Annotated in this window: 24 protein-coding genes; 5 read left to right on the forward strand and 19 right to left on the reverse strand. The window is 71.0% G+C overall.

Going from position 1 to position 24970, the window contains the following annotated elements; genetic code table 11:
* Positions 1-7 precede the first annotated feature (7 nt).
* The 17 genes from Mth01_RS11625 to Mth01_RS11705 all read right to left on the reverse strand — a co-directional run bounded on the left by Mth01_RS11625 (position 8) and on the right by Mth01_RS11705 (position 17523).
* Positions 8-1888 (reverse strand): ATP-binding cassette domain-containing protein, encoded by a 1881-nt coding sequence (locus tag Mth01_RS11625; protein WP_204015712.1) that lies wholly within the window; start codon positions 1886-1888, stop codon positions 8-10.
* Between the two features lie 82 nt (positions 1889-1970).
* Complete coding sequence (locus Mth01_RS11630) at positions 1971-2105, reverse strand: SapB/AmfS family lanthipeptide (protein ID WP_204015714.1); 135 nt, start codon at positions 2103-2105, stop codon at positions 1971-1973.
* A 99-nt stretch (positions 2106-2204) separates the two neighbouring features.
* Positions 2205-2339, reverse strand: a complete 135-nt coding sequence (locus Mth01_RS11635) for a SapB/AmfS family lanthipeptide (RefSeq protein WP_204015825.1) — start codon at positions 2337-2339, stop codon at positions 2205-2207.
* Positions 2339-5116, reverse strand: coding sequence for a class III lanthionine synthetase LanKC (lanKC, locus tag Mth01_RS11640; protein WP_204015716.1), 2778 nt, complete (start codon positions 5114-5116; stop codon positions 2339-2341). The genes Mth01_RS11635 and lanKC overlap by 1 nt, the downstream gene beginning before the upstream one ends.
* A 449-nt stretch (positions 5117-5565) precedes the next feature.
* On the reverse strand, positions 5566-6321 hold the full coding sequence (locus Mth01_RS11645) for a sensor histidine kinase (RefSeq protein ID WP_204015718.1): 756 nt from the start codon (positions 6319-6321) through the stop codon (positions 5566-5568).
* A gap of 224 nt (positions 6322-6545) precedes the next feature.
* Positions 6546-7625, reverse strand: coding sequence for a hypothetical protein (locus tag Mth01_RS11650; protein ID WP_204015720.1), 1080 nt, complete (start codon positions 7623-7625; stop codon positions 6546-6548).
* On the reverse strand, positions 7622-7960 hold the full coding sequence (locus Mth01_RS11655; protein WP_239089587.1) for a PadR family transcriptional regulator: 339 nt from the start codon (positions 7958-7960) through the stop codon (positions 7622-7624). The genes Mth01_RS11650 and Mth01_RS11655 overlap by 4 nt, the downstream gene beginning before the upstream one ends.
* Before the next feature lie 44 nt (positions 7961-8004).
* A complete protein-coding gene (locus Mth01_RS11660) occupies positions 8005-9171 on the reverse strand; it encodes an MAB_1171c family putative transporter (RefSeq protein ID WP_204015722.1) in 1167 nt (388 codons plus the stop codon).
* A 3-nt stretch (positions 9172-9174) separates the two neighbouring features.
* A complete protein-coding gene (locus tag Mth01_RS11665) occupies positions 9175-9675 on the reverse strand; it encodes a hypothetical protein (RefSeq protein ID WP_204015724.1) in 501 nt (166 codons plus the stop codon).
* Complete coding sequence (locus Mth01_RS11670; RefSeq protein WP_204015726.1) at positions 9668-10108, reverse strand: helix-turn-helix domain-containing protein; 441 nt, start codon at positions 10106-10108, stop codon at positions 9668-9670. Before Mth01_RS11670 ends, Mth01_RS11665 begins: the two co-directional genes overlap by 8 nt.
* A 109-nt stretch (positions 10109-10217) precedes the next feature.
* Positions 10218-11753 (reverse strand): phytoene desaturase family protein, encoded by a 1536-nt coding sequence (locus Mth01_RS11675; protein WP_239089588.1) that lies wholly within the window; start codon positions 11751-11753, stop codon positions 10218-10220.
* Positions 11750-13507 (reverse strand): ABC transporter ATP-binding protein, encoded by a 1758-nt coding sequence (locus Mth01_RS11680; protein WP_204015728.1) that lies wholly within the window; start codon positions 13505-13507, stop codon positions 11750-11752. Before Mth01_RS11680 ends, Mth01_RS11675 begins: the two co-directional genes overlap by 4 nt.
* Positions 13508-13653: 146 nt before the next feature.
* The gene (locus tag Mth01_RS11685; protein ID WP_204015730.1) at positions 13654-14418 is read right to left on the reverse strand and encodes a class I SAM-dependent DNA methyltransferase; all 765 of its coding nucleotides are present in this window, start codon (positions 14416-14418) and stop codon (positions 13654-13656) included.
* Positions 14411-14986: a hypothetical protein gene (locus tag Mth01_RS11690; RefSeq protein WP_204015732.1), complete on the reverse strand. Its 576-nt coding sequence runs from the start codon at positions 14984-14986 to the stop codon at positions 14411-14413. The genes Mth01_RS11685 and Mth01_RS11690 overlap by 8 nt, the downstream gene beginning before the upstream one ends.
* Entirely contained in the window at positions 14983-16932 is a 1950-nt protein-coding gene (locus Mth01_RS11695; protein WP_204015734.1) for an alpha/beta fold hydrolase, read from the reverse strand. Before Mth01_RS11695 ends, Mth01_RS11690 begins: the two co-directional genes overlap by 4 nt.
* 82 nt (positions 16933-17014) lie before the next feature.
* Entirely contained in the window at positions 17015-17260 is a 246-nt protein-coding gene (locus tag Mth01_RS11700) for a hypothetical protein (protein WP_204015736.1), read from the reverse strand.
* A gap of 26 nt (positions 17261-17286) precedes the next feature.
* Positions 17287-17523, reverse strand: a complete 237-nt coding sequence (locus Mth01_RS11705) for a hypothetical protein (protein ID WP_204015738.1) — start codon at positions 17521-17523, stop codon at positions 17287-17289.
* 290 nt (positions 17524-17813) lie between these two features.
* Here Mth01_RS11705 and Mth01_RS11710 point away from each other — a divergent pair, with 290 nt between their 5' ends.
* The 4 genes from Mth01_RS11710 to Mth01_RS11725 all read left to right on the forward strand — a co-directional run bounded on the left by Mth01_RS11710 (position 17814) and on the right by Mth01_RS11725 (position 22205).
* Entirely contained in the window at positions 17814-18983 is a 1170-nt protein-coding gene (locus Mth01_RS11710; RefSeq protein WP_204015740.1) for a cellulose-binding domain-containing protein, read from the forward strand.
* Between the two features lie 106 nt (positions 18984-19089).
* Complete coding sequence (locus Mth01_RS11715; protein ID WP_204015742.1) at positions 19090-20055, forward strand: MurR/RpiR family transcriptional regulator; 966 nt, start codon at positions 19090-19092, stop codon at positions 20053-20055.
* Between the two features lie 69 nt (positions 20056-20124).
* A complete protein-coding gene (locus tag Mth01_RS11720) occupies positions 20125-21555 on the forward strand; it encodes an aldehyde dehydrogenase family protein (protein WP_239089589.1) in 1431 nt (476 codons plus the stop codon).
* Between the two features lie 32 nt (positions 21556-21587).
* The gene (locus Mth01_RS11725; protein ID WP_204015744.1) at positions 21588-22205 is read left to right on the forward strand and encodes a class I SAM-dependent methyltransferase; all 618 of its coding nucleotides are present in this window, start codon (positions 21588-21590) and stop codon (positions 22203-22205) included.
* 7 nt (positions 22206-22212) lie between these two features.
* On the opposite strand, the gene Mth01_RS11730 is transcribed toward Mth01_RS11725, so the two are convergent.
* Complete coding sequence (locus tag Mth01_RS11730) at positions 22213-22974, reverse strand: enoyl-CoA hydratase-related protein (RefSeq protein WP_204015746.1); 762 nt, start codon at positions 22972-22974, stop codon at positions 22213-22215.
* 93 nt (positions 22975-23067) lie between these two features.
* On the opposite strand from Mth01_RS11730, the gene Mth01_RS11735 reads away from it, so the two are divergent.
* Positions 23068-24402 carry an aminotransferase-like domain-containing protein gene (locus Mth01_RS11735; protein WP_204015748.1) on the forward strand — a complete coding sequence of 445 codons (1335 nt, stop codon included), beginning with the start codon at positions 23068-23070 and terminating at the stop codon, positions 24400-24402.
* On the opposite strand, the gene Mth01_RS11740 is transcribed toward Mth01_RS11735, so the two are convergent.
* The gene (locus Mth01_RS11740) at positions 24297-24914 is read right to left on the reverse strand and encodes an RlpA-like double-psi beta-barrel domain-containing protein (protein WP_204015750.1); all 618 of its coding nucleotides are present in this window, start codon (positions 24912-24914) and stop codon (positions 24297-24299) included. The two genes, Mth01_RS11735 and Mth01_RS11740, sit on opposite strands and share 106 nt — an antisense overlap.
* Positions 24915-24970: the final 56 nt, after the last annotated feature.

The raw sequence follows: 24970 nt of genomic DNA on the forward strand, positions 1-24970 counted from the left end.
CGGCTCTTCACGGCGCCGCCTGGAAGACGGCGCGGTAGTCCGGGTCGTCCCACAGCGTCTCGTGCCGCCCGCCGGCCCTGATCCGGCCCTCGTCCAGCCAGACCACCTGGTCGGCGAGGGCCGCCGTAGCGGCGCGGTGGGCCACGATGAGCCGGGTGCGGTCGGCCAGCCTCCCGGCCGTGAGAGCCAGGGTGACCTGGCGCTCGGTCACCGTGTCGAGGCTCGACAGGGCGTCGTCGAGGATGAGCAGCCGCCCGGCCTGCGCGAAGGCCCGGGCCAGGCCGATCCGCTGAAGCTCGCCGCCCGACATCGGGGCCCGCGCCACCGGTGTCGCGTACCCGAGCGGCAGGCGGCGGACGAACGTGTCGGCGCAGGCGGCGGCCGACGCGGCGCGCACCCGGTCGCGGCCGGCCGCTGTGTCGTCCGGTCCGGCGCCGTCCGGTCCGGCGCCGTCCGGCCCGCCCAGTCCGAAACCGATCGCCGCGCCGATCGTGCCGCCCATCGAGTCGCCCATCGAGCCGCCGCTCATTCCGTGCGCAGAGCCGTACGCAGAGCCGTTCGCCGCGCCGTTCAACTGGTCCCGCTCATCCGGCGGCTCGCCGAACAGGACCGGCCGCTCGAACGCGTAACCGACCGCCCGGCGGAGCGTCTCGTGCGCGACCTCCGGCAGCGGGACCCCGTCCAGCAGGACCACGCCGTCATCTGGATCCACCAGCCTCCCCGCGACGGCGGCCAGCGACGACTTGCCCGATCCCGAGCGCCCCACGACCGCCACGCACGATCCCCCAGGGATCACCAGGTCGATGTCGCTCAGCAGCGGCGTGCCGTCTGCCCGCATCGTGACCCCGCGCAGCTCCAGCCTGCCGGGACCGTCGGGCAGCGGGCGGGAGCCGTACGGCATGGCAGGCTCGGCGAGCAACTGTTCGACGCGTCCGGCCGCCGAGCGCGCTCGGGCGATCCGCCCCACCTGGCCGATCGCGGAGCCCAGGCCCGCGCCGAGCGCGACGTAGCGCGCCGCGGCGAGCAACTCGCCCACGGTGAGGTCGCCACCGGCGAGCCGCAGCCCGCCGACCGCGAGCACGGTCGTCTCGAGGAGGGGGATCACCACGGCGGCCTGGACCCCGGCCCGCGCGTGCAGCCGCCACAGTGCCAGGCCGTGGGCACGCAGGCGGGGAAGCGGGGCGAGCACGCGCCGGGCCTCCCGTTCGCCCGTCCCGGCCGCCCCGATGGTACGGGCGCCGGCGAGGGCGGTGACCAGCCGGGCCGCGATCTCCCCCTGGGCCTGCTGGTAACCGCCGGAGGCGGCGGCGGTCCGCCGCATGAACGCCCGGAGCACTGCCGTGATCGCGACGAGCCCGGCGACCAGGGCGACCGCGAGCCAGGGATCGATCAGCGTCAGCGCCACGACGCTGCCCGCCGAGGGGATGACGAGCACGGCGGCGGTGACGGCCGCCTCCGGGGCGCGGGCGGCCTCCTCCACGTTGACGCCGGCCCGGGTGACCACGTCGCCCGGAGTGTGCCGTCCGGTCAGGGCCGGGCCGGCGGCCGGCACGTGGGCGACGACGCGGCGGCGCAGCCGGCGCGCGGCCCGTGCCCCGGTCAGGCCGGACATGAGCACGACGACCGCGTCACAGGAGATCGCGAGGACGACGAGCACGACGACGACGAGCGTGGGGGCCACCGCCCACGTCCAGGCCTGCCGGGCCGTGTCCCCGACTGTGCCTCCGACTGTGCCTCCGATCAGGGCGTCCACCGCGCGGCCGAGTGCCAGGGGGAGCAGCAGGTCGACGACCGCGCCGAGCAGCGCCGCCGCCGCGAGGACCGCCGGCCGGCCGCCGCTGTGCCGTACGGCGTCGATGATCAGCCGGTCCGCCGCCCGCGACGTCATCCAGTCTCCCCGTGGATCGCACGAAAAAGTCCGTCAAGCGAGAAACCTGGGCGGCCGGGCCGCCCAGGTCTCGCAGTCACCGTCAGCCGCAGAGCAGGCTGAGGCTGCTGTTCTCGTGCGGGGTGCAGGCGAGCAGGCTCAGGTTGCTGCCGCCGCCGCCGTGGCCGCCGCCGTGGCCGCCGGGGGTCTCCAGGGTCTGCAGGTCGAGAAGCGCCATGTCGATCATCTCCTTCGTATGAGTGGTTTCAGCCGCGGATGAGGCCGTGACCTCATGGCCGTGACCTCATGGCCGTGGTCTGTCGGGCTCACGTCGCCGTCAGCCGCAGAGGATGCTGAGGCTGCTGTTCTCGTGCGGGGTGCAGGCGAGCAGACTGAGGTTGCTGCCGCCGCCGCCGTGGCCGCCGCCGTGGCCGCCGGGGGCCTCGAGGGTCTGCAGGTCGAGGAGCGCCATCACGTACACCTCCTTTCCATGCTGGTCGGGACCGTGGACCCGGCGGTGGTACGCGGGGAAACCCGCGCCTGGCACCGCCGGGAAGCTTGCGGAACGGGGGGCTCGAAGAACGGGAGGTGCACCGGTTCGTCGTGCAGCGCGGCGCCGAGAGCGAACAGCACGCCGGCGCTCCCGGTGGCGAAGTCCATGGAAAGGCGCAGCAGCTGCGCCCCGGGGAAGGCCAGGCCGTCCCGGTACGGAAGCTCATGCCAGGCCAGGCGGGCGATCTGCGCGGTGATGTGCCCGGCGATGTGCTCGTCGGGCTGTCCGGGCTGTCCGGACTGTCCCGCTCTGTCGCGGCTCCGCCAGTCGGCCAGGCAGGCGATCATCCCGGCCCGGCCGGCGAACAGCCCCGGCTGGATGTAGTACGGGAGCGTGGCCACCGGGCTGATGGCCGCCAGCGCCTCGGCGAACGCCTCGTCGTCCCGATGGGCCAGATAGCGGGCCAGGACGAGCCCGATGCCCGCCGATCCCTCGTCGAGGTACGGATTGGTCCGCCACCCCTGCTCCACCTGGAGTTGGCCGTCGTCCCGGGTGACGCAGCGGCGCAGGTCCTGTCGCAGCGCGGTGGCCGCCAGGTCGAGGAGCGCGGGGTCGCCCGTGCGCTCGTAGGCGTGCAGGAACATCAGCGCCGGGCCGGCCGAGCCGTACATGAGACCGGCGTGCGGGTGCTTGCCGCCGCTGATCTCGGGGACGTCGTCCGGCCCGCCGAGCCGGTCGGCCACCGCGGCCACGAGCCGGTCGGCCTCCTGCCGGAAGTACGGCTCGCCGGTGACGTCGTGCAGGTGGAGGAGGTTCAGCGCCATTCCGGCCAGACCCCGGTAGAGACTCAGGTCGAGGCCAACGCTCTCCGGGGGTGCGGTGCTCTCCGGGGGTGCGGTGCTCGCCGGGAACGCGGTGCTCGCCGGGAACGCGGCGTGTCGGCAGGCCAACTCGGCCACGTCGAGGGCGTCCTGGCGGCGGCCGAGCGCCAGCAGGGCGTAGGCCACGCCGTGCAGCCCGTTGTAGAAGCCCGCCTCCCGCCGGTCGGCGGACGCTTTGGCCCGCCTGACCAGCCACTCCTCGTGCTCGGGGAACCGCCCGGCCCCGGTCGCCGCCAGCGCGTGGAGCACGCCAGCCGCCCCGTTGGCGAGGCCGAGCCCGCCGTCCGGCTCGAACTGCACGATGTCGCCGGGGAACAGCCGGTCGTCGCGCTCGGGGGACGCGCTCGCGATGATCGCCCTCGCGATGGCGTCCCGTACGGCCGGCCAGTCTCCCGCCGTACCGTCCCCGGCCTTCTTCGGAGACCGGGAGGGCTTGGGGGACTTGGAGAGCTCGGAGCGCTGGGGCTCGGGCCCGAGGATGGTCCGTACGGCGGCCTCGACCGTCTCCGGCGGCACCGGGAAGGTCTCGATGACGAGCCGCCCGATCTCCACGGCCTTCGGCCGGTGCAGCTGCAGCAGCATCGTCGCCATCGGCGCGAACACGGCGAGCCGCAGGCAGGCCAGCGCGTACTCGTCTGCCGCCACGCCGGCCCGGTCGGGCGGCGGGACGAAGCCCGGGTTGGCCAGCGTCGGCCGCCTGCGCTCGGCGGCGAGCGAGGACACCTCGAAGTCGATGAGCACCACGCGGTCGCCGTCGACCAGGATGTTGAAGGGATGCAGGTCGCCGAAGACCACGCCGCGCCCGTGCAGGGCCGACACCGCCCGCCGGACCCGGTCGAGCATCCCGGTGGCCCAGTCCGCGTAGTCCTTGATCATCCCGGGCGTCCGGTCGGCCCGGGTCAGCGGGTGCCGCTGGGCGATGAGCTGGCTGAGCGTGATCCCGTCGATGTGCTCCTGTGCCAGGAAGTGATGGCCGCCCAGGACGAAGTGGTCGCGAAGGGCCGGCACGGCGTCCAGACCGGCGAGCCGCTCCATGATGTCGGCCTCGTGCCGCAGGCGGGTGACCGCGTCACGTCCGGCCGCGTCGAGACCGGCGTGCGGCCGCGCCTCCTTCAGCACCACACGCTCACCTGTCCGGGTGTCGTGTCCCACGTACACGCCACCGCCGTTGGAGAAGTGCAGCACGCCGTCCACCTGGTACGGCAGGCCCTCCAGCGTTACCGAGCTCCGGGCGGCCAGGTGTGGTTCGAGGAAGGCGGGCAGCCTGACCCAGGACGGCAGGGCGAAGGCGGGTCCTCTCACGTCGGGTACGAGCCGGCCGTCCGGGTCCTCGATCGCGAGCACCCGCTCCCCGGAGTCCGACACGCAGTGGCGTTCGGCGAATCCGCCGTACCGGACGAACAGCGGGCCCTCGCCGTACCGCAGGTCGCTCAGGATGTACGGACCCTCGACGCCGTCGAGGATCTCGGCGAGCTCCTTCAGGACGAGCTCGAGTCTGGCCTCGTCCTCCGGATAGATGGTGACCAGCTTGCCGCTCGAGCCGCGGAAGGCGTACTTGGAGTTCTGCATGGTCATGACCCGCCGGCCGCGGAGAAACTTGAAGGGCAGCCCGCCCGCCGTGCAGTAGTCCCACGCGGTGTCGAGCACCCGCTCCGCCTGCTCCCGGCAGGAGGAAATGTGGATCTTCCAGCCCTGTGCCGGCAGGGTGGTGCCGACCGGCGCGTAGTGCATCCAGGTGTCCGTCGCCTGATGCGCCCACCCTTCGGGTACGGGTCGCTCGGTTATCGCGAAATCGGGATGCTCTGTGCGCTTGCGGTCGAGAGTGTCATAAAACACGGGATCTGCGAGGCAGTAAATTTCATACTTACTAATCACCAGATGTCCCCTCAGGCCGGTCGCAATAAAGAATTCCGGAAATATCTGGACTGGCCAAGTTACTCCAGTCAACATTCATGTGTGAGAACATCACAGGACTAACCATGATTAGCGTCACGGGTTCCACATGAGTGACGCCTCCCGCACCCTCCCTCTCCGCCGTGATCTTGCAAATGCTCGCAAGCCATGGCGCCGAGCAGGCGGTTTGGTGTTCGTGATCTTGAGTTTCTCGCATGTCTGCCGTGTGACCGGGCGAAATCTTCTTGGCGATCTTGTACTTCGATGCCGACTGCAAGATCACCGAGTGAACAGGCGCAGGTCGGATGGCCTGCTTGCGAGTTTCTGCAAGATCACGAAATGGATCTGGGCAGCTCAGGAGCCCAATTTGCGAGAAACTGCAAGATCACGGCAAGGTGGGGGTGCCGAGGTGGGGGGGTGTCAAGGTTGGGTTATCGGGGGGACGGGGTCGGGATCTCGGCGGTCAGCCGGAACCAGCCGTCCGAATCGATGACCGTGGTGACGGTGCCGCCCAACTCGGCGGCCCGGCTGCGGAGGTTGTGGATGCCGCTGCCGGCGCCCGGCGCCGTGAGGGGGCCGACGCCGTCGTTCGCGACGCTCAGGCAGACCTGGGAGTTCGTCCCCTTCGCCTCGCCGGCCCCGCTCATCTCGACCAGCGTCATCTTGATCACACAGAGGCTCGCACGGCTGTGCCGCAGCACATTCGTCACGGCCTCGCGCACGGTGACCGCGAGCATCGCGTTCAGCTCCGGCGCCAGCTCGACCTCGGACGCCTCGACCTCGCAGCCCGTGCCGTACGCGGTGAGCACCGCCCTGGCGTTGACGAGCTCCGACCACAGCGAGATCTCCTGGTACGACCGGGTCACGTTGCGGATGTCGGTCGCCGCCTGCCGGATCGACTCGATCGCCTCGGCCAGCGCCGCCCGCGTGGGGGAGTCCTCGTCGGCGCGGCGATAGGCCAGTTCGCTCTTCAGGGAGGCCAGCCACAGGCGGCTGCCGAGCAGGTCGTGGACATCCCTGGCGAGCCGCTGCCTGGCCTCGGCGGCGGCCTGCCGTACGGCCTCGGCCTGCAGTGCGCTCAGCCGCCGTAATCGCCGCGCCAGCAGCATCGGCAGCACGAAGAGCGGCACACCGATGATGACGAGCGCGATGAGCACAATCGGACTGGACATATCTGCGCTGGGCAAGTGGTGATCCTCCAGTCGGCCGCGCCGGAAGATCGGCCTTGCCTTTCGGTTTACATGCCAGATCTTGTCATACTAATCGCGAAATAGGATGGCTTGGCGAACGCCGGATTCCGGTCCACCGCGTCTTCCCAGGAGAATCCGTGAATTCGTGGAAATCGCCCGGCAATTCGGATGCCCGGAAATATGTCGGGAAAATCCGGGGACGCACGGTCTCCCGCTCGCCGTCACGAGACCGATCGAGAGGCCGTGTCCCCGGCGGGCAGCGACCTGGCGCCGATCACGGCGAGCGTGAGACCGCACAGCAGGAGCGCGATGACTTGCGCGACGGTCACGGCGTTCATCGTCTCGGTGATCTGGTCGCCCGAGCCAGGGTTGAGGTAGGAGAGCCGGGTCAGCGCCACGGGCACGGTCAGGATCGCCAGCGCCAGCGCCACAGCGGGGGAGCGCCGCCGGGGCGCGGACAGGTGCGCCACGAAATATCCGGCACTCGCCACCAGCAGCGCCAGGCAGGACAGACCGGAGGGCAGCAGCCATGGCCATACCCACGCCCACATGTCGGGCCACTGCGGCGAGCGGCTCGCCGCAGTGGCCCATTCTGACAGCACCATGAGGATCAGGAAGAGCGCCGCCCCGGCGATCAGGGGGAGCACCGCCACCCGTCCGAGGTGGCGGTGCGCCGGGGCGTCCCGATGGAATCCGACCAGCAGGGCGAGCGCGGGGACGACGAGCATGAGGGACTGGATCACCCAATGGGTGAGAAACGGCGGCTGGTGCGCACCCGCCCATACCACGGCGAAGTCGGCGCAATGTGCGATGAGGCCGAGCACCGCGGCGACCTTCGCGACGCGTGGACGGCCGCGGACCAGGGCGACATAGCCGACGATCCACAGGGCGGGCGCGAGGTCTCTGGACAGGTGCCACGCCCGCTCCGCCGACCCGGGCTCCCCGAACGGCATCTCGCCGTGCGCGTACGGCATGGGGAACACGCCATAGGCGCCCAGGGCCTGCGCCAGGTAGACGCAGCTCATCGTTGCCTGGAAGGCCAGGCCGAGCAGGGCGGTCAGCCGTACGGCCCGGCCCCAGGCGATGCTCCTCGGCGCCGCGCCCGCGCCACCCAGACGGACCCGCACCGCGAGCGCGGCGATGCTGGCGATCTCCGGCCAGCGCGGCCGGGCGTCGTCGTCGTCCGCGGCCGGTCCCGCGCCGTCCAGGAACGCCGAGACCATCTCCTCCTCGCGCTCGGCGCGGTAGCTCGCCGGCAGCAGCCGCAGCACCCGGCGGTAGCGATCCTCCAGAAGGCTCATGCCGTTCCTCCCGCGTGCCGGGCGCGCAACCGTTCCGTCGCGTAGCGGGCGTGCTCGGCGAGCCGTACGGCCTCCGCCTCCAGCGCGCGGGCGCCACGGTCGGTGAGCCGGTAGTAACGCCGCAGCCGCCCCTGATGGGCCTCCTCGCGGTCGAGTGTCACCAGTTCGTCGGCGGACAGCCGGTCGAGCACTCCGTACAGAGTGCCGATCCTGAGTTGCACGCGCCCCTCGGAGAGCCGCTCGACCTCCTGAACGACCCCATAGCCGTGCCGAGACTCGTCCGCCAGCGCGGTGAGGACGAGGAACGCCTGCTCCGTCATGCCCCGTGGCTTCATGTCTCTCAGCATATCTTGGCAGACAAGATATGCAAGTGAACGCCTCAGTTTGTGATGGGGAGGGTCGCTTCGGCGGCGGCGCGTTCCCGCACCCGAGCGACGACCGCCGACTTGGTGAACTCCCGGTTCACCCGAACCAGCCAGGCGCTCTCCGAGGTGAGCGAAGGATCCACGTCGTGGAAGGGGTGCTCGGCGTCGTAGCTGTGCCCGGTGGCATAGCCGATCAGGGACGCCGCGATCACGGCGGCCTCCAGGGTGGCCGGATCCACCGCCGGTCCCACCCACTGTGGCACGGCCGGGTGCGCATATGGCCGGAGCGTGAGCTGCGCGTCCCGGATTTCGATGATCCGTCGATAGAGGGCGAACTCGGCGTTGCGCAGCACGTTCGCGGTTGTGATCAACGCGACCTGCGGTTGGGCTGTCCGCAGAGCCGTCCACAGAGGACCTATCTGTCGATGCCGGATGAAGGTCCGCACCCAGCGCAGCGGCGCGGCCAGCCACGTGCCCCAGGCGGTGAGAGTCGCCCCGATGAGCCAGAGCGGTACGCACATGGAGCCGATGATCGAACCGACCGGAACCATCGTGGCCAGTGACTGCCCGGTGAGCAGCGTGATCACCGGCCGGACTCCTGACCAGGCGGCCCAGATGATTCCGATACCGGCTCCAGCGACGACGAACCGCAATCCGACCCGAAGGGTGGTGGTTTCAGCGTGCGGCACATAACGGCCGATGGTACGCATGAACGCCATCGCACAAACCGTGACATAGAGGAAAAACACCACCAGGTAACCCACCACCAGCGGGTTGGTGGAGTAGACGTTGACGAAGTTGAGCGTGTAGGTGGTGCCGGCGGCGATCAGCAGTCCGGCCATCAGGGTCACCGCCGCGGCGAGGATGATTCCGTACCGGCGCAACCACCGTTTCGTGCGCTCCGGGGTGGCGACGCTGTAACCGAGAGCGCCGAGAAAGTAGGCCGCCGCCATCTCCAGGGCATTGCCGACGAACCGGGCCGTGTTGGGCACCGGTTCGAAGCGGCTGACCAGGTTCAGCGTCGGGTGCGCCATGATCGCCATGGCCAGCCCCATGCAGAGGAAGAAGGCCGACAGATAGTGCAGGCCCAGCGCCCGCTGGTCACGGCGTACGCGGAACAGCTTGTAACCCGCGACGACGACGGCGAGTGCGCAGGCGCTGTAGTTCGGCCAGTGAGGCATCTTTCACCGCGTATCGAAGATCGAGCCCACGCGGGCCAGGCCGTCCGCGATCTCGGGGGCGACCGATCCGGCCTGCCGCCGACGGGCCCGTTGCGCGATCATCGAGGCGACCAGTTCGGCCTCCTGCTCCTCCGCCGCGGAGTAGTCGGTCCGGCCGAGCACCCGCCGGACCAGGTCGCCGCTGAGGTGGGGAACAAGGAGTTTGGGCAGGAAGTCGAGCTTGGCGTCGCCGATGTGTCCGCAGAGCAGATGTCCCGCCTCGTGTAGCAGGATGTGCTCCCGGTGTAATCGGGTGGTGCTGGTAGCATAGAAAATGTAGTCGATTTCGTCGGTGGCGACGAGCACACCGCATTGCATGGCGGTGCCCGGCATCGGCACGAGTTCGACGACCCGGCCACGCTGCTCGGCGAGCGCGGAGATGAACCGGTCGGGATCGAAAGGCGCCGGGATCGATAACTGATCGACGATCAACTGGCACTTGCGCCAGACGGTTCGGTCAATCACCATCGTGCTCCGCCGGCCCCTTGCGGAGTTCTTCCCGCCGCCTGATCGCCTCGATCACGTCGCTGATCGTGTCGAGCCCTTCGGGTGACAGCGTGACCGCGCGCAGCGCGATCTGGCGTACCGCGTTGTCGCGTAGTGCCCCGAGGAGTTCCAGCTCTTCAGCGATCCGCTCGCTTTGCTCGTCATCGAAGAAGTAGGCCGGTGGAACCTGAAAGAACTGGGCGAGCGCTTCCAGGTGACGCTTTGTCGGATTGGTCCGGCGGCCATTGCGCAACTGCCACAGATAGGTGGCGGAGAAGCTTTCCCCGGTCGCCTCCCGGCAGGCGCTGGCCACTTCCTCGTTGCGGTACTGCTCCCGGTCTGGGCGCAGGACAACCTCGAAAAGCCGGTCGATCTTTTCGGCGAGGGACGATCGGACGGGTGGCTCGACCATTCGGTCACTCTTCCCTTCCGTGACGCACGAATGCCGCCGTGCCGGTTGGCGGGCCGCCGGTTCCGGTCATTGTAGTGCCGCGGCCACCGGCCCTTGCCCGGCCGCAGTGTCAGGCCGCGTTCGCTCCGTGCCCCGACACGGCGGACGCGACGAGATCAAGCGGATCGGTGTGAACGCCGAACCGGTGGCGCAGAGCTCGACCGGCCGCGTGCACCCCCGACATCCCGTGCACCGCCTGACCCGGCGGAGTGGAGGAGGAGCAGAGGTAGACCCCGGGCAACGGCGTGCGGTACGGGTCCCAGCGGGGAGCCGGACGCATCATCAACTGCCACAGGGTGGTGGCGCCGCCGGAGATGTCCCCGCCGACATAGTTGGGGTTGTGCCGCTGCGCCTGCGCGGCGGTGACGACGTGCTTGGCGAGGATCAGGTCACGAAATCCGGGTGCGAACCGTTCCACCTGGGCGATGACCTGTTCGCTGACATCCCGCGGGGACCCGTTCGGCACATGCGCATACGTCCACAGCACGTGGCGACCGACGGGCGCGCGACCGGCGTCCACGACGCCGGGCTGCACCGCCAGAACGTACGGCCGCCGGGCGTGCCGACCGGCGGCGACCACCCGTTCCGCGGCCAGTGCCTCATCCCGTGAACCGACCAGATGCAGTGTGCCGGCCCGGGCGCAGTCAGCGGCCGCCCACGGCACCGGGCCGGCGAGCGCGAAGTCGACCTTGCAGGCGGCGCCACCGGGCCGGAACGCGCGCAACTGGCGACGGTACAGGCCTGGCAGCAGATCGCCGGCGATGCGCAGCAACCCGGCCGGCGCCACGTCCAGCAGCACCGCACGGGCCGGAGGCAACTGCGCCAGGGTGTCGACCCGCTCGCCCGTGATGATCCGCCCGCCGAGGCGGGTCAGTTCCGCGGCCATCGCCCGGGTGATGGTGTGGCTGCCGCCCTGCGGCACCGGCCAGCCGACCGCGTGGGCGAGGGCGGCCAGCACGAGACCCACTCCGGCGGGGGCCATGGCCCGGGGTGGGGCGATGGCGTGCGCGCCGACACCCGTGAGCAGAGCCGGCGCCACGTCGCCTCGGAACCGGGCCCCCCACAGAGCCGAGCCCTGTTCCAGCACCCGCAGCGCCATCCGCAGCGCCGTGCCGGGATGACGGGGGAGACTGCGGAAGTCGGACATGGCCGTGTCGACGAGGGGCCGCCACCGCTCCACCAGGGGGCCGAGCAGCGACCGCCACGCCGGGCCGTCAACCCCCAGGCCCTGTGCCGTACGGTCCAGGTCGCGCCAGGCCAGCCCGGCGCGACCGCCGTCGAGCGGATGAGCGTACGGGATCTCCGGCTGCAGGAGCCGCACGCTGTGCCGGGACAGGTCGAACGCTCGGAAGAACGGGGACGCCAGCGCCATCGGATGGACCGCGGAGCAGACGTCATGCCAGAAACCGGGCAGGGTCAGCTGTTCGGTACGGGTGCCGCCGCCGATGGTGTCGGCGGCCTCGTAGACCCGCACTTCGAGACCGGCCGCGGCGAGGACGAGCGCCCCGGCCAGGCCGTTGGGGCCCGAGCCGACCACCACGGCGTCGATGCCGCCCCGGCCGGAGCCGGCGGGCCCCGGTTCCCGGATCACGGGTTCCCGGCTCATGCCAGCGCCTGCTCCGCCGCGAGTTCGGCGTAGAGCGGGGATTTCCGCAGCAGTTCGGCGTGTGTTCCGGACGACTGTGCCGTACCGTCCTCCATCACCACGATCTGCACCGCGTTGAGCACGGTGGACAGCCGGTGGGCGACCATGATGACGGTGGTGTCGCCGGAGATCTCCCGGATCACGTCGCGCAGTGCGGCCTCGTTGGCCGCGTCGAGCTGTGAGGTCGCCTCATCGAGCAGGAGCAGGCGGGGCCGGCGCAGCAGGGCCCGGGCGATGGCCACGCGCTGTCGTTCGCCGCCCGACAACGACACGCCCCGGTGCTGGATCTCCGCGTCGAGGTCGCCGCCGAGACGTTGTAGGAGCGGGTCGAGCCGGGTCGTGCGCAGCACAGCCCGGATGTCGGCTTCGTCGGCGTCCGGCGCCGCGTACGCGATGTTCTCGCGGAGGGTTCCGGCCAGCACGGTGGCATCCTGCTCGACGTAGCCGATGTTCGCCCGAAGGCTGTTGAGGGGCCAGCCGGGCAGGCTTCGCTCATCGAAGACCACCCGGCCCTGCTGCGGGTCGTAGAACCGTTCCAGCAGCTTGAGCACGGTGGTCTTGCCCGAGCCGGACGGCCCGACGAGTGCGGTCAGCCCACCGGCGGGCACGGTCAGGGTGAAGTCACGCAGGGCCGGTTCGGCCCGGCCGGGATAGGTGAAGACGACCCGGTCGAAGATCACGGAGGCCGGTGTGGCCGGGACGGTGCTGCCCGGCTGCGTACGAGGTTCCGCCGGCGGCGTCGGCTCGGCAGGGGTGGCCTGGGAGGGGATCGGCAGGTCGAGAGGTTCGGCCGGCAGCGCGTTCACCTCGGCGATCCGGCTCAGCGCCGCCCTGCCCGTCTGCAGATAGGTGGTCGCGCCGATCAGTTGGATCACCGGGTGGGTCAGGTAGGCCACGTAGAGCAGGAAGGCCACCAACCCCGACACCGTCATGGCGCCGCTGGCCACCCGGGCGCCGCCGAACCCGAGGACGACCAGGAAGGCGACCTGGATCGCCAGCCCGGCGGTGGTGCCCGCCACCGATCCCCAGCGGGCCAGGGAAACGCCCTGTTTGAAGGCGGTACGGGCCGAGACGTCGACACGGGCCAGTTCGGCGGATTCCATGCCGGAGGCCTTGACCGTGGTGAAGGCTCCGAGGATCCGCTCCAGGGCGGCGCCCATCTGCCCGACCGCCTGCTGCGCGCGCAGGGCTGCGGTGCGGATCCGCGGCATGATCACCGCCATGACGACCACGAGCAGCAGCACGACGACGACGGTGACGCCGAGCAGTACGACGTCGACCACCGCCATCAGGGCCACCGCCCCGAGAAGCATCAGGCCGCCGGTCATCAGGTCGATCAACGCCTGGCTGGCGATCTGGCGCAGCAGCATGGTGTCGGTGGTGACCCGGGCGAGCAGGTCGCCGGGCTCCTGGCTGTGCAGGCTCGGCACAGAGAGGCGGAGCAGGTGGCGAATCAGCCCGCGACGGCCGTCGAGGACGACCGCTTCGGCGGTCCGCAGGGTGAGATAGTTGCCGACTCCGAGCAGGACGGCGGCCACCGCGACGAGCGCCGTCAGCACGACCAGGGCTCGGCCGGCCTCGGTCCCGGTGGTCAGCCCGTCGATGAGGGCCCGTACGGCGAGCGGCTGCAGCAGGCCCAGCACACTGGAGGCGAGGAGCAGGACGGCGGCCGTGACGAAGGTTTTCCGGTGCGGCCGGACATAGCCGGCCAGCATCGTCGTCCAATGAGATGCCCGGTCTTTCGCCGCCGGGGCAGGCCCGGCGGATGCGGCTGTCTCCGCTGTCCCGTCCGGTCGTGTCCCGTCCGGCTGTGCCCCACCGGGCCGTGTCCCGGCCGGCTGCGCTTCGGTCGTCTGCGCCATCACGCGGAACCCTTGCGGTAGACGGAGAGGTACATCGGCTCCTGGCCGCTGAATTCGGTGCCGAGCCAGTCGCTGTAGCGGCCCGCCGGCTTCAGCCCGGCCCGCTGGGCATACCCGTCGACGTCTTCGGGTGTGGTCAGGCGGCTCAGTTCCGAGGCGATCCGGGAACGACCGTTGTCGATCCAGATGTGCGCGAGATGCCAGATGCGGTTGTCGATGTCGATGGTGGAGTAGGAGAGGAGCCCGGTGTCCGGCGCCGGGTACGGGACGAAATACGAGTCACGTACCCTGCCCTGGTTGAGTGCCTGGGCGAAGCTCGGGTTGTGGGTTTCGACGACCAGGCGGCCGCCGGGGGCGAGGTGGGCTGCCGCGACATCGAGCACCTGCTGCTGCTCGGCGGGGTCCAGCAACATGGACAGGGTGCCGCAGACGCAGTAGATGAGCCCGTAGCGGCCGTCGTCGGCGTAGCCGCGGATGTCGCCGTGCACGGGAGTGACCGGGCGGGGCCGTTCGGCGAGGGCGCCGCGCAGGACGTCCAGCATCTCAGGCGAGGAGTCGACACCCACGATCGGGCCGATCAGGTCGGCCAGGGGGAGCGCGATCCGCCCGGTGCCCACCCCTAGTTCCAGCGTCGGCAGGTCCCCACCGGGGTGCAGATCGGCGAGGAAGGCCGCGGTCGTGGCCACGGCCGGGCCGCCGGGGAAGAGGCGGTCGTAGAAGTCGGCGAACTGGGCGCCGTAGCCGATGTCGGGGATCTCACTCATGGTGGCGGTCTTCCTGCAGTGGAATGAATTGGGAGATCAGCAGGTAGTCGGGATTGTCCGACTCGTCGTAGCCGGCGCTGCGGGCGATCACGAACTGGAAGCCCTTGGGTGTTGGCCTCGCCCGGTGTTCCTCCCGTACGACGAGCTCGACGTGGTCGCAGAGCACCTGGTAGGCGGAGACCCTGGTGATGTCGAGTCCGGGCTGACCCAGGGAGATGATCAGTTCGGCGCAGATGTCGAAGACCGCCTTGTCCTGCCGCCGTTCCGGAAACCAGACCATCTGCCGCCAGACGCGCCTGGGGATGTGGGTGGTCTCGACCCAGGGGGTCTGGACGTCGTCCGCCAGGAGCACCCGGTGCAGAACGTGGAAGTCGTGCTGCGCCGGCTCGGGGGCGAAGAAGCGCCAGTTGCCGATGAGGAGGCCGGTGTAGTCGTAGCGCCGGAACCGGTCGAAGATCTGCTGGGGGTGCTGGCTGAGGACGGTCACACCGAACCAGGCGGCCAGGCCGCCGATCACCAGTGCGGTGACCTGGCCACGGTCGGCCTGACGTGACGGCGGGAGTTTCATCGCCGCTCGCCTCCATTCTGGCTGTCGTCGCCGAGGGAGGCGTCTCGCAGGTCGTCGAGGAACGCGGTGAGGATCGTGCTCACCTCGGCGGCACGTCCGGCGTCGGTGAGGATCTCGTCGTGGTCGGCGCCCTGGATGAGGTGCTGCCGCGCCTGCGGGGCGGCGGCGGCGAACTCGTCGTGCAGATCCACCTGCACGGTGTCGGTGACCGCGGTCTGCCCCGCCGTGATGACCACGAGGGGGGCGGTGATCCGGGGCAGGACGCCGTCGAACCGCTCGAATTTCTCCTTGACGACTTTCCATTCCCGCCGGGCGGCGGCCCACAGTTTGGCGTCGCGGTACTGGGCCAGGGCGGTGGTCCGCGCCTCAGGCGGGAGCCGATTCACCCATGCGGGGCATTCCAGCAGCGAGCCGAGCCCGAGATCCAGCGATGCGGGCATGAGTGCCAGCGAGTTGGTCAGCGCGCGGCCGCCTTCGGCCTGCCGGATGGAGCGCTGCAGTTCGGCCGGGTGGCTGGAGTCGATGAGTGCGACGCCCCGCACCTGCGCGCTGAGTCGTTCGGCGGCCAGCAGGGCGAGATAGCCGCCGAGAGAGTGGCCGACCAGCACGATGGGCCGGTCACCGGCGACATGCCGGGCCACCTCGGTCAGGTCGTCCACTATGGCGTCGAAATGGTATTCGCCGCCGGCCTGGTATCGGCTGCCGCCGTAACCGGCCCGCTGATAGGTGACGGTGGTGAAACGTCGCGCCAGTTGGGTGGCGATCCGTTCCCAGTGTTCGGTGGTGGCGGCCATGCCGCTTTCCAGGATGACCACCGGGCCGCTCGCGCCCTCGCTGAGAACGTCCTCGCCGAGAACGCGGTAGGCCAGTGTGTTGCCCGCGCTGGTGGTCACCGTACGCTCGTCGCCCCGTCCACGGGTGACGATCCGTCGCCGGTGGGCACGCGCCGCCTGACCGGCGGCGAGCAGGGCGAGCCCGGCGGCGGCCACGGTGCCCGGCAGGGCGTCGTCGCGACGGCTGACCGTGCCGTCCGGGGCGGTGCGTACTCGTGGCCCGGTCGTGTAGAGCACCGCCGGATAGGTCGCGGCGAATGCCCAGAAGAACCGGCCGAGTCCCATCATTCGTGCGTTGACGAGGTGGAACGCCCCGGCGGCGCCGAGCATGTACGGCGCGAGCCTGCCCCGGCCGGCGAAGACGAGGGGGAACGCGCACTCGAAGGCGAGGACGCCGTGTGCGGCGAGCCGGGTCAGCCGGGGGTAGCGCCGCATCAGCTCCCAGGCGTCCGGGTCGCCGTAGGTGTGGGTGCGGATGATGTTGGGCAGGGCGCGCCCGCTGCGCCAGGTGTCGCTGGGAAGTTTGGCCCACCCGGAGACCGTGTACGACAGCACCGACTGCAGTGAGACGAACCACAGGGCGGCGTCGGCGATGGCGGGCCGGCGGTGGCTTACCCGGGCGACGGTCGTCAGTGCCTGCACCAGGAAGGAGATCTGGTCGGCCCCGTCGCTTCCGTAGAGGTGCTGGGCGTGCAGGGCCGCCTGGCTGCCGGCGAGCACCGTATTGGCGGCGACGCGTTGCCGCGGGGACAACGGAAGCCAGAGCGCGGCGGCGGCGGCGGCACGGCTGAGGTGCAGGGCGGTGCTGACCCGTGGATGGGCGACCAGATCCATGGCTCGGGCGAATCGGGGGGCCTGTTCGTGGAACATGCGGCGGTTGACGTCCCAGTTGTTGGCGCCGCCCCATTCCCGGTCCTTACGGCGGGTGAGGTACTCCAGGCTGGCGAGGAGGTGGGTCACCGAGTTCAACCGCTCGGTCCAGGTCAGTGCCTTCGATCTGGACAGTGTGGACAACGATCCGATGGAGGCTCGGATGCCGCGGCTGGACTGGGCGCCGCGGCTGGACAGTGCGGGCAGCAGCCCGGGGCGGCGGCGCTTGTCCGGTCTCTTCATGGGAGTTGCGTTTCCTGACTTGTTTCTGGACCGACCCGTCGCCGGGGCGCCGCGGTCGGCGGCGCCCCGGCAACGCGCTTGGTTAGGATGGGAGCTGTTGATCGCTCCGAGGCGGCTTGGTGCCGCCCAGGGCGCGGCCCATCGCGTAGCCCGCGGCGAACAGGCCGGCCACCGAACCGACCAGGCCCACGCCGGCCGCCACTGTCACGATCGTCGCGGGCGTGGCCAGCACCGGCGCCCCGCCGATTTCGTGGCAGGGCTCAGCACTGTGGATCGAGATCGCGGCGAGCGCCGGGTCGGCGTTCACCTTCTCGGCCAGTAATGGCATGGTTCATCTCCCTTGTGGTGAGGGCGTCACTGCGGCAGCTCCTGCGGAACCTTCGGGTACTTGCCTTCGGCCATGTTGCGGGCGATGCCCACCATGTAACCGGCGTGCAAGGCGACCGCGCCGATGGCGACGCCGAGGGCCACGGCCGTCGGGGTCGCCAGCACGGGGCTGACCGCCGTCAGGCCGTGACCATCGGCGGCGTCCGTCAGATCACCGAACATCTCGGGGGAGACGTTGTTGGTGTAGTCGACGAGGATGCTCATGATTCACCTCCTTGGAAGTCCAGTAGCTGAAATGAAGAGGGAAGGCAGAGTTCTTAATATCAGCTAATAGGTGGAATCGCTAGTGCCGCATCCGTAGGGATTTGCCCCGTCTTGCGACAGCGTTGATCAAGGTTTCCCGGCGATCTGTGTGGTTCACGCAGGGTGGATCTCCGGAGGCGTGGGAGGGCAGTTGACTCCCGCACCGGTTGACCGGATGATCGCTGCGGGGGGTCGACCCGGCCCAGATCCGGAGCCGGGGTCCGATCGAGCGATCGAGGTGAGCCTCTCTCATGAGACCGCGCAGGAAGCACAGGCCGATGCTGTGGACGGGGGTGGCGAGTGCGGCCCTCGCCGTCGTACTGATCGGTTCCATCGGGAATCCCGCCCTCGCCCGACAGGACGCGACGCTGAACGCCGTATCGCACATGGCGACGCCGACGATTCCGAGCCCGAGTCCGACCGGGCCGCCCAGCGAAGTTCCCACCAGGCCCGGGTCGGTGTTCGCCTGCCCGCCGCCCGCACCTCCGGGAGGCGACTTCCCGGCCATGGTCGGGCTGTGCTGGGCGGCGTCGAGCGACGACGTCGGGGTGACCGGATACGAGGTCTACCGGCTGACCGCGGACGGTTTCGTCAAGGCGGCGAGTCCGTCCGGGACCAACGCCATGATGTCGGGCGGCCTCGTCATGGGCCGCTTCTACACCTTCTACGTGGTGGCCAAGGACGCGGCGGGCAACACCAGCGAGCCGTCCGAGCTGATCACCACCACCGCGACGACCGGACCGCGGCCGACCACCACTCCCAGCCCGAGGCCCGGCGACGTCACACCACCGACCATGCCGACCGGGCTGCGCGACTACTGTGTCGCCGACGGTGCCGGGGTGAACTTCTGCTGGAACGCCTCGACCGATGACGTGGGCGTCACCGGTTACGACGTCTACCGGCGGACCGCGACCGGTTATGTCAGGGCCGGCAGCCCCACGACCGCGTGGTTCCATGAGACGGACGTCGTCACCGGCCGCCACTACACCTATTTCGTGGTGGCGAAGGACGCGGCGGACAATCTCAGCTGGCCGTCCGACCCGCTCTCCGCGCTCGCCCACGAGGGCTATCCGACGCCGAGCCCGTCCCCGACCCCGCCCCCGAACTGCAAGGTGGCGTACGACACCTGGACCTGGAGCGGCGGATTCGGCACGCAGGTGCGGATCATCAACATCAGCCCCGACCCGATCCGCGACTGGACCCTGAAGTTCAGGTTCCCCGACACCGGGCAGAAGATCACCGGCGGCTGGTCGGCCTCCTGGTCCCAGGAGGAGACCTACGTCTCCGCGGCCGCGATGCCGTGGAACTCCGTCATCCAGCCAGGGACGTCCGTCGAGATCGGCTTCAACGCCGCTCACACGGGTGCCAACCCCGTCCCGCCCGCCTTCACGCTCAGCGGCGTCTCCTGCCTCCGTTCCTGACCGCGTCGCTCGCGGCCGTACGGCGCGCCGGAGTCCGGCGACCATCCGTACGGCCGCGCCGATCGGCGGCACATACGCTGATCTCACGCAAGATAGGCTGCACGCGATGACTGAGAACGACGGCACCGCCCAAACCGCCCCGATCGCCCTCCCGGTCGTCCCTCCGAGCAGCCCTTCGCACGCCCCTTTGAACGCACAGGTGAACCCGATCGCGGGGGTACGTGCCGTGCTGCCCTCGCTCACCCCTGCTGCCCAGACCGTCGCACGCCTCATCCTCGACGACCCCGCCCTGGTGGCGAACAGCACCATCACCGAGATCAGCACGCTGTCGGGGATCAGCGAGGCGACGATCGTGCGCACCGCCCGGTCCCTCGGTTTCGCCGGCTACTCCCAGCTCAGGTTCGCCCTCGCGGCGGCCGTGGCGAGGCAGGCGCCCGAGCGGCTCGTTCCCGGCGATCTCGCCCCTGACGACCCGCTCACCGACGTGATCGCCAAGGTCGCGAGCGCCGAGTCCCAGGCGCTCGCCGACACCGCGGCCCAGCTCGACCCGGATCGCCTCGGCGCGGTGGTCGACGCGGTGGCCGGCGCACGCAGGGTGGACGTGTACGGCGTCGGCGCCTCCGGTCTCGTCGCCGCAGACATGGCGCAGAAGCTGCTGCGCATCGGTCTGCCGGCCCACTACTTCACCGACGCGCATCTCGCCCTGACCAGCGCGGCGCTGGTGCGGGAGGGCGACGTCGCCGTCGGCGTGAGCTGCACCGGCGAGACCCCCGACGTGCTCGGCCCGATGCGGGTCGCGCGCAAGGGCGGCGCGGCGACCGTGGCGATCACCAACAACCCGCGCTCCTCGCTGGCCGAACTGGCCGACCACGTGCTGGTCTCGGCCGGGCGCGAGACGGCGTTCCGCCCGGGCGCGCTGGCCAGCAGGATCAGCCAGCTCCTCATCGTCGACTGCGTCTTCGTCGGCGTCGCGCAGCGCACGTTCGACGCCTCGGACACGGCACTGCGTGCGACCCGCGACGCGCTCGACGACTACCTCGACGGCGTCCGCCGCAGAACCAGGTCCAGCTGAACGATGGATTGACGCCGGACGACGGGGGAACCCGTTCCTCGCTGGACTCGGATACCAGGGAGGGCCGCCGTGCGGGAGTGGGATCAATGGGTGCTGACCGAGGCAGGGTGGACGGCGAGCGCGAGCCCGGAGCGGCTGACCGTCGACGACCCGGCGACGGGCGAGCCGGTCGGCGAGGCGCCGGCCGGGTGCGCCGAGGACGTCGAACGGGCCGTGGCGGCGGCTCGCCGCGCCCGGCAGGGCTGGGCCCGTACGGCTCCGGCCGACCGGGCCGCGCGCCTGCACCGCGCGGCCGACCGGATCGAGGCCCGCGCCGGCGAGCTGGCCGAACTCGTCACCCGGGAGATGGGCAAGCCGATCGGCGACTCGCGGGGCGGGGTGGCGGCCGGCATCGGGACGCTCAGACAGTACGCCGAGCTGGGCCCGCTGCACCGGGGCCGCAGCCTGCAGGGCGGCTGGGCGGCGACCGACCTCATGGTGCGCGAGCCCCGCGGCGTGATCGCGGTGATCACGCCGTGGAACGACCCGGTCGCCATCGCCTGCGGGCTCGTCGGCGCCGCCGTGGTCACCGGCAACTGCGTCGTGCACAAGCCGTCCGAGCGCACCCCGCACGCCGGGGCGCTGCTCGCCGAGTTGATCGCCGCCGAGCTGCCCCCGGGCGTGCTCACCGTGGTCAGCGGCGACCGCAGGGCGGGGGAGCCGCTGGCCGCCCACCCCGCCGTCGATCTCGTGGCCCACGTCGGCTCGACCGCGACCGGCCGTTCGATCGCCGCCGCGGCGGCACGCACCGGCGCGGCCATGCTGCTGGAGAACGGCGGCAAGGACCCGCTGATCGTGGACGCGGGAGCCGACGCGAAATGGGCCGCCGCGCAGGCCGCGACCGGCTGCTTCGCCAATGCCGGGCAGATCTGCACCTCGGTGGAGCGGGTGTACGTTCACCGGGACGTCGCGGACTCCTTCCTCGCCGCGCTCGTGCAACGGGCCGAGGAGCTGCGGATGGGCCCCGGCCGCGACGAGGAGACCACCCTCGGCCCGCTCGTCGACCGGGCGCAGCGTGAGATCGTGGACCGGCAGGTGCGCGCCGCCGTGGCGTCGGGGGCCCGGGTGTTGACGGGCGGCGGGGCGCCGGACGGGCCCGGCGCGTTCTACCCGGCGACCGTGCTCAGCGACTGCACCGACGACATGGAGATCATGTGGTCGGAGACCTTCGGCCCGGTCGCGGCCGTCCGCGTCGTGGACTCCTTCGACCAGGCGCTCGACCTCGCCTGCGCCTCGCCGTACGGCCTGGCCGCCACCGTGCTGACCCCGTCGACGGCCAACGCGCAGCGGGCCTGGCGTGAGCTGCCGGTCGGCACCGTGAAGATCAACGCGGTCTTCGGCGGCGCCCCCGGCGGCTCGGCGCAGCCGCTGCGGGCGAGCGGCCACGGCTTCGGGTACGGCCCCGAGCTGCTCGACGAGATGACCCACGTCAAGGTCGTCCACTGGACGCCGCACCCGTGACCGTCATGGCGTGACCGTTATCGTGGACAACCGTGGAGAGCACTGACTGGGACAGCCGTTACGAGTCAAAGGACCTGCTGTGGTCCGAGGGGCCGAACCGGTGGGTCGAGGAGGTCGCCGCCGAGCTGCCGCCCGGCCGCGCGCTGGACCTCGCGGCGGGGGAGGGGCGCAACGCCCTGTGGCTGGTGGAACGGGGCTGGACGGCCACGGCCGTCGACTTCTCCCCGGTGGCGCTGCGGCGGGCGCGCACGCTGGCCGGCGACCGGCTCGGCGAGCGCGGCGACCGGCTCGAGCTCGTCGAGGCCGACCTGCGCGCGTACGTCCCGGAACCGGGCGGGTACGACCTGGTGATCTCCGCCTATCTCCAGGTGGGCGCCGAACCGCGGCGCCAGGTCATGCGCGCGGCGGCCGCCGCGTTGGCCGGGGGCGGCCTGCTGCTGGTCGTCGCGCACGACAGCGACAACCTGGCCCACGGCGTGGGCGGCCCGCAGGATCCGGCGGTCCTCTATACGGCCCGTGATGTGGCGGCCGACCTCGACGGCTGCGGGCTGGAGGTCGTACGGGCCGAGACCCGGGGCCGCGAGGTGGAGACCGGCGACGGGCGCCGTACGGCCCTCGACGCCTTCCTGCTCGCCCGCCGCCCCCGGTAGGCCGGCGCTAGCGTTCAAGGAATCGGCGCAGTCCGTTCCGTACGCCCTCGGTGGGCACGGTGGCCGCGAAGCAGGCCGCCTCGACGGCCAGCCCCTCGTCGATCGGCAGGTTGATCCCCCGGGTGACCGACCGCAGGCAGGCCGCCACGGCCGTCGGCGCCTGCCGTACGATCCGGGCGGCCAGGTCCCGCGCGGCGTCGAGGAGCTCACCGGCCGGTACGACGGCGTTGACCAGGCCGATCTCGGCGGCCCGTGCGGCCGGGATCGGGTCGCCGGTCAAAATCATCTCCAGAGCGCGCTTTCGGCCGATGTGGCGGGGCAGCCGCTGGGAGCCGCCGAACGGCGGCGGGAAACCGAGGGTGATCTCGGGCTTGGCGAACGTCGCATGCTCGACGGCGATCGCCAGCGGCGCGGCCTCGGTGATCTCGCAACCGGCGCCGTAGGCGAGCCCGTTGACCGCGACGATCACCGGCTTGGGGAACTCCTCGATCCGCCGGGTCAGCCCGTGACCACGCCGGACGATCTCCCGTAGGGCACGCTCGGCTCCGCCCGCGATGCTGCCGGCGAGAGAGGGGATGTCGGCGCCCGCGCTGAACGCCCTGCGCCCGGCGCCGGTCACGATGACCGCGCGGACCGAGTCGTCGGCGTCGACGTGATCGAGCGCGGCGAGCAGCGCGTCGATCGTCGGGTAGTCGAGCGCGTTGAGCTTGTGTTCCCGTTCGATGGTGATCGTCACGAGCTGCTCTTTTTGGTCAATGCGGACGGTCATGCCCGGGGCTCCCTTCGCTGGGGCGTGGACGCACCGAGCCTAGAAGGCCTAATCTGTGACGATCCAATAATTGTCCTAGATACAGGGCTGGGCATGCGGCCACCGTCCTACAAGCGCATCGTCGACGAGTTCGCCGCGGCGATCCGCGCCGGCACGCTCCCGGCGGGCGCCCGGCTGCCGGCGCACCGTGATCTCGCACGCGAGCGGCACATCGCGCTGGCCACGGCGAGTCGGGTCTACGCCGAGCTGGCCGCCATGGGTCTGGTCGTGGGCGAACCCGGACGCGGAACGTTCGTACGGCACCAGGCCGGCTATGACGGGCCGGAACCGTCGCGCGCCCTGCCGGTGCCGCGCGTGGCCGACCTGTCGTTCAACCAGCCACTGGCGAACGGCCAGGCCGACCAGCTGCGCCTGGCCCTGCGGGCCCTGTCCACCTCGGGGGAGATCGAGTCGCTGCTGCGCCAGCATCCGCCGGGCGGGCGGGGCGGCGACCGCGCGGTCGTGGCCACCTACCTGCTCGACCGGGGGATCGACACCGCGCCGGCGAACGTCCTGCTGACCGGCGGGACCCAGCAGGCGCTCGATGTGGTGCTGCGCGCGCTCACCCGGCCCGGCGACGTCCTGGCCGTCGACGCGCTCAGCTACCCCGGCATCAAGCTGCTCGCCTCCGCGCACGGTCTCGACCTCGCCCCGATCCCGGTGACGGCGACGGGCCCGGACCACGACGCGCTCGACCGGCTGTGCCGTACGCGGCCGGTCCGCGCGATCTACGCGATGCCCACCGTGCACAACCCGCTCGGCTGGGTGCTCGACCGCGACCAGCGTGCTCGCTTGGTCGCCATGGCCCGTGCCGCCGACTCCATGATCGTCGAGGACGGCACATACGCCTTCCTGGAGGCCGCACCGCCTCCGCCGCTGCAGGCGCTGGCGCCCGAGCGCACCTGCTACGTCGCAGGCCTGTCCAAGAACGTGGCGACCGGACTGCGGTTCGGCTTCGCCGTCGTGCCCGACCGGTACGGCGAGGCCGTCACCAGGAGCCTGCGCGCTGCGAGCTGGGGCGTGGCGGGTCTCATCACCGCGCTCGCCATCGCCTGGATCGCCGACGGCACGGTCGCCACGTTGGAGAAGGCCCGCCGTGAGGACGCCGCCGTCCGGCAGGACATCGCCCGTGCCGCGCTCGCCGGCATGGACGTCACAGCACACCCGACGTCGTACATCGTGTGGCTCGGCCTGGAGCCACACCAGCGTCCCGACCACGTCGCGACCGCGCTCGCGCGAGAAGGGATCCTCGTGTCGACCGGCGACGCGTTCGCCACCGGCGCCTACCGTCCCCCCGGGCTCCGGCTGGCGCTGGGCACGCCCCCACTGGGCCGGCTCGGGCCCGTACTGCACCGCCTGCGGCACGCGATCGAGGCGATCCCGCCATGACATGCCGACGAGGACATGCCGACGAGGACATGCCGACGAGCCGCCTGCGTTCGGCCTGCCCCCGGCCGCCCGTCGTCGGCCGCTCGTGAGGGGCGGGCCTTGAGGGAGGCGACCCTCCACGTGGCGTCGGTGATGCGTGTCACGTAGTTGGGGTTCTCGAACTGCGCGAAGGCGGGGCGGCTCAGGTCCAGCTGGTCGGCCGCACAGCCGGAGCAGAGGTCCCTGATCGGTATTTTGATGGTCTTGCCGCGGTAGCTGATCTGCACTCCCTGCTCGCAGAGCGGGTCGTCGGCGTGCTTGGGAGTGGTCCAGTATGTGGCCGGCACGGCGGCGAACAGTCCGGTTCTGGCGTCGATCTGTGTTCCGCAGGCGCCGTAGCCCGCCGCGACGTACCAGGTGAGGACGCTGTTTTCCGAGAATCCGTACGGGCTGGGGGCGGCCTTGGCGGTGTCGGGCAGCACGCAGGCCACGAGGCATGCCGTGATGGCGGCGGGCGCGAGGATGCGTTTCAACGAGATCGCCTTCCTGTGGAGATTCTTTGCACGTACGGTGCCCGTTCAATCACTTT

The sequence above is a fragment of the Sphaerimonospora thailandensis genome (assembly GCF_016863115.1).
GTDB lineage: Bacteria > Actinomycetota > Actinomycetes > Streptosporangiales > Streptosporangiaceae > Sphaerimonospora > Sphaerimonospora cavernae.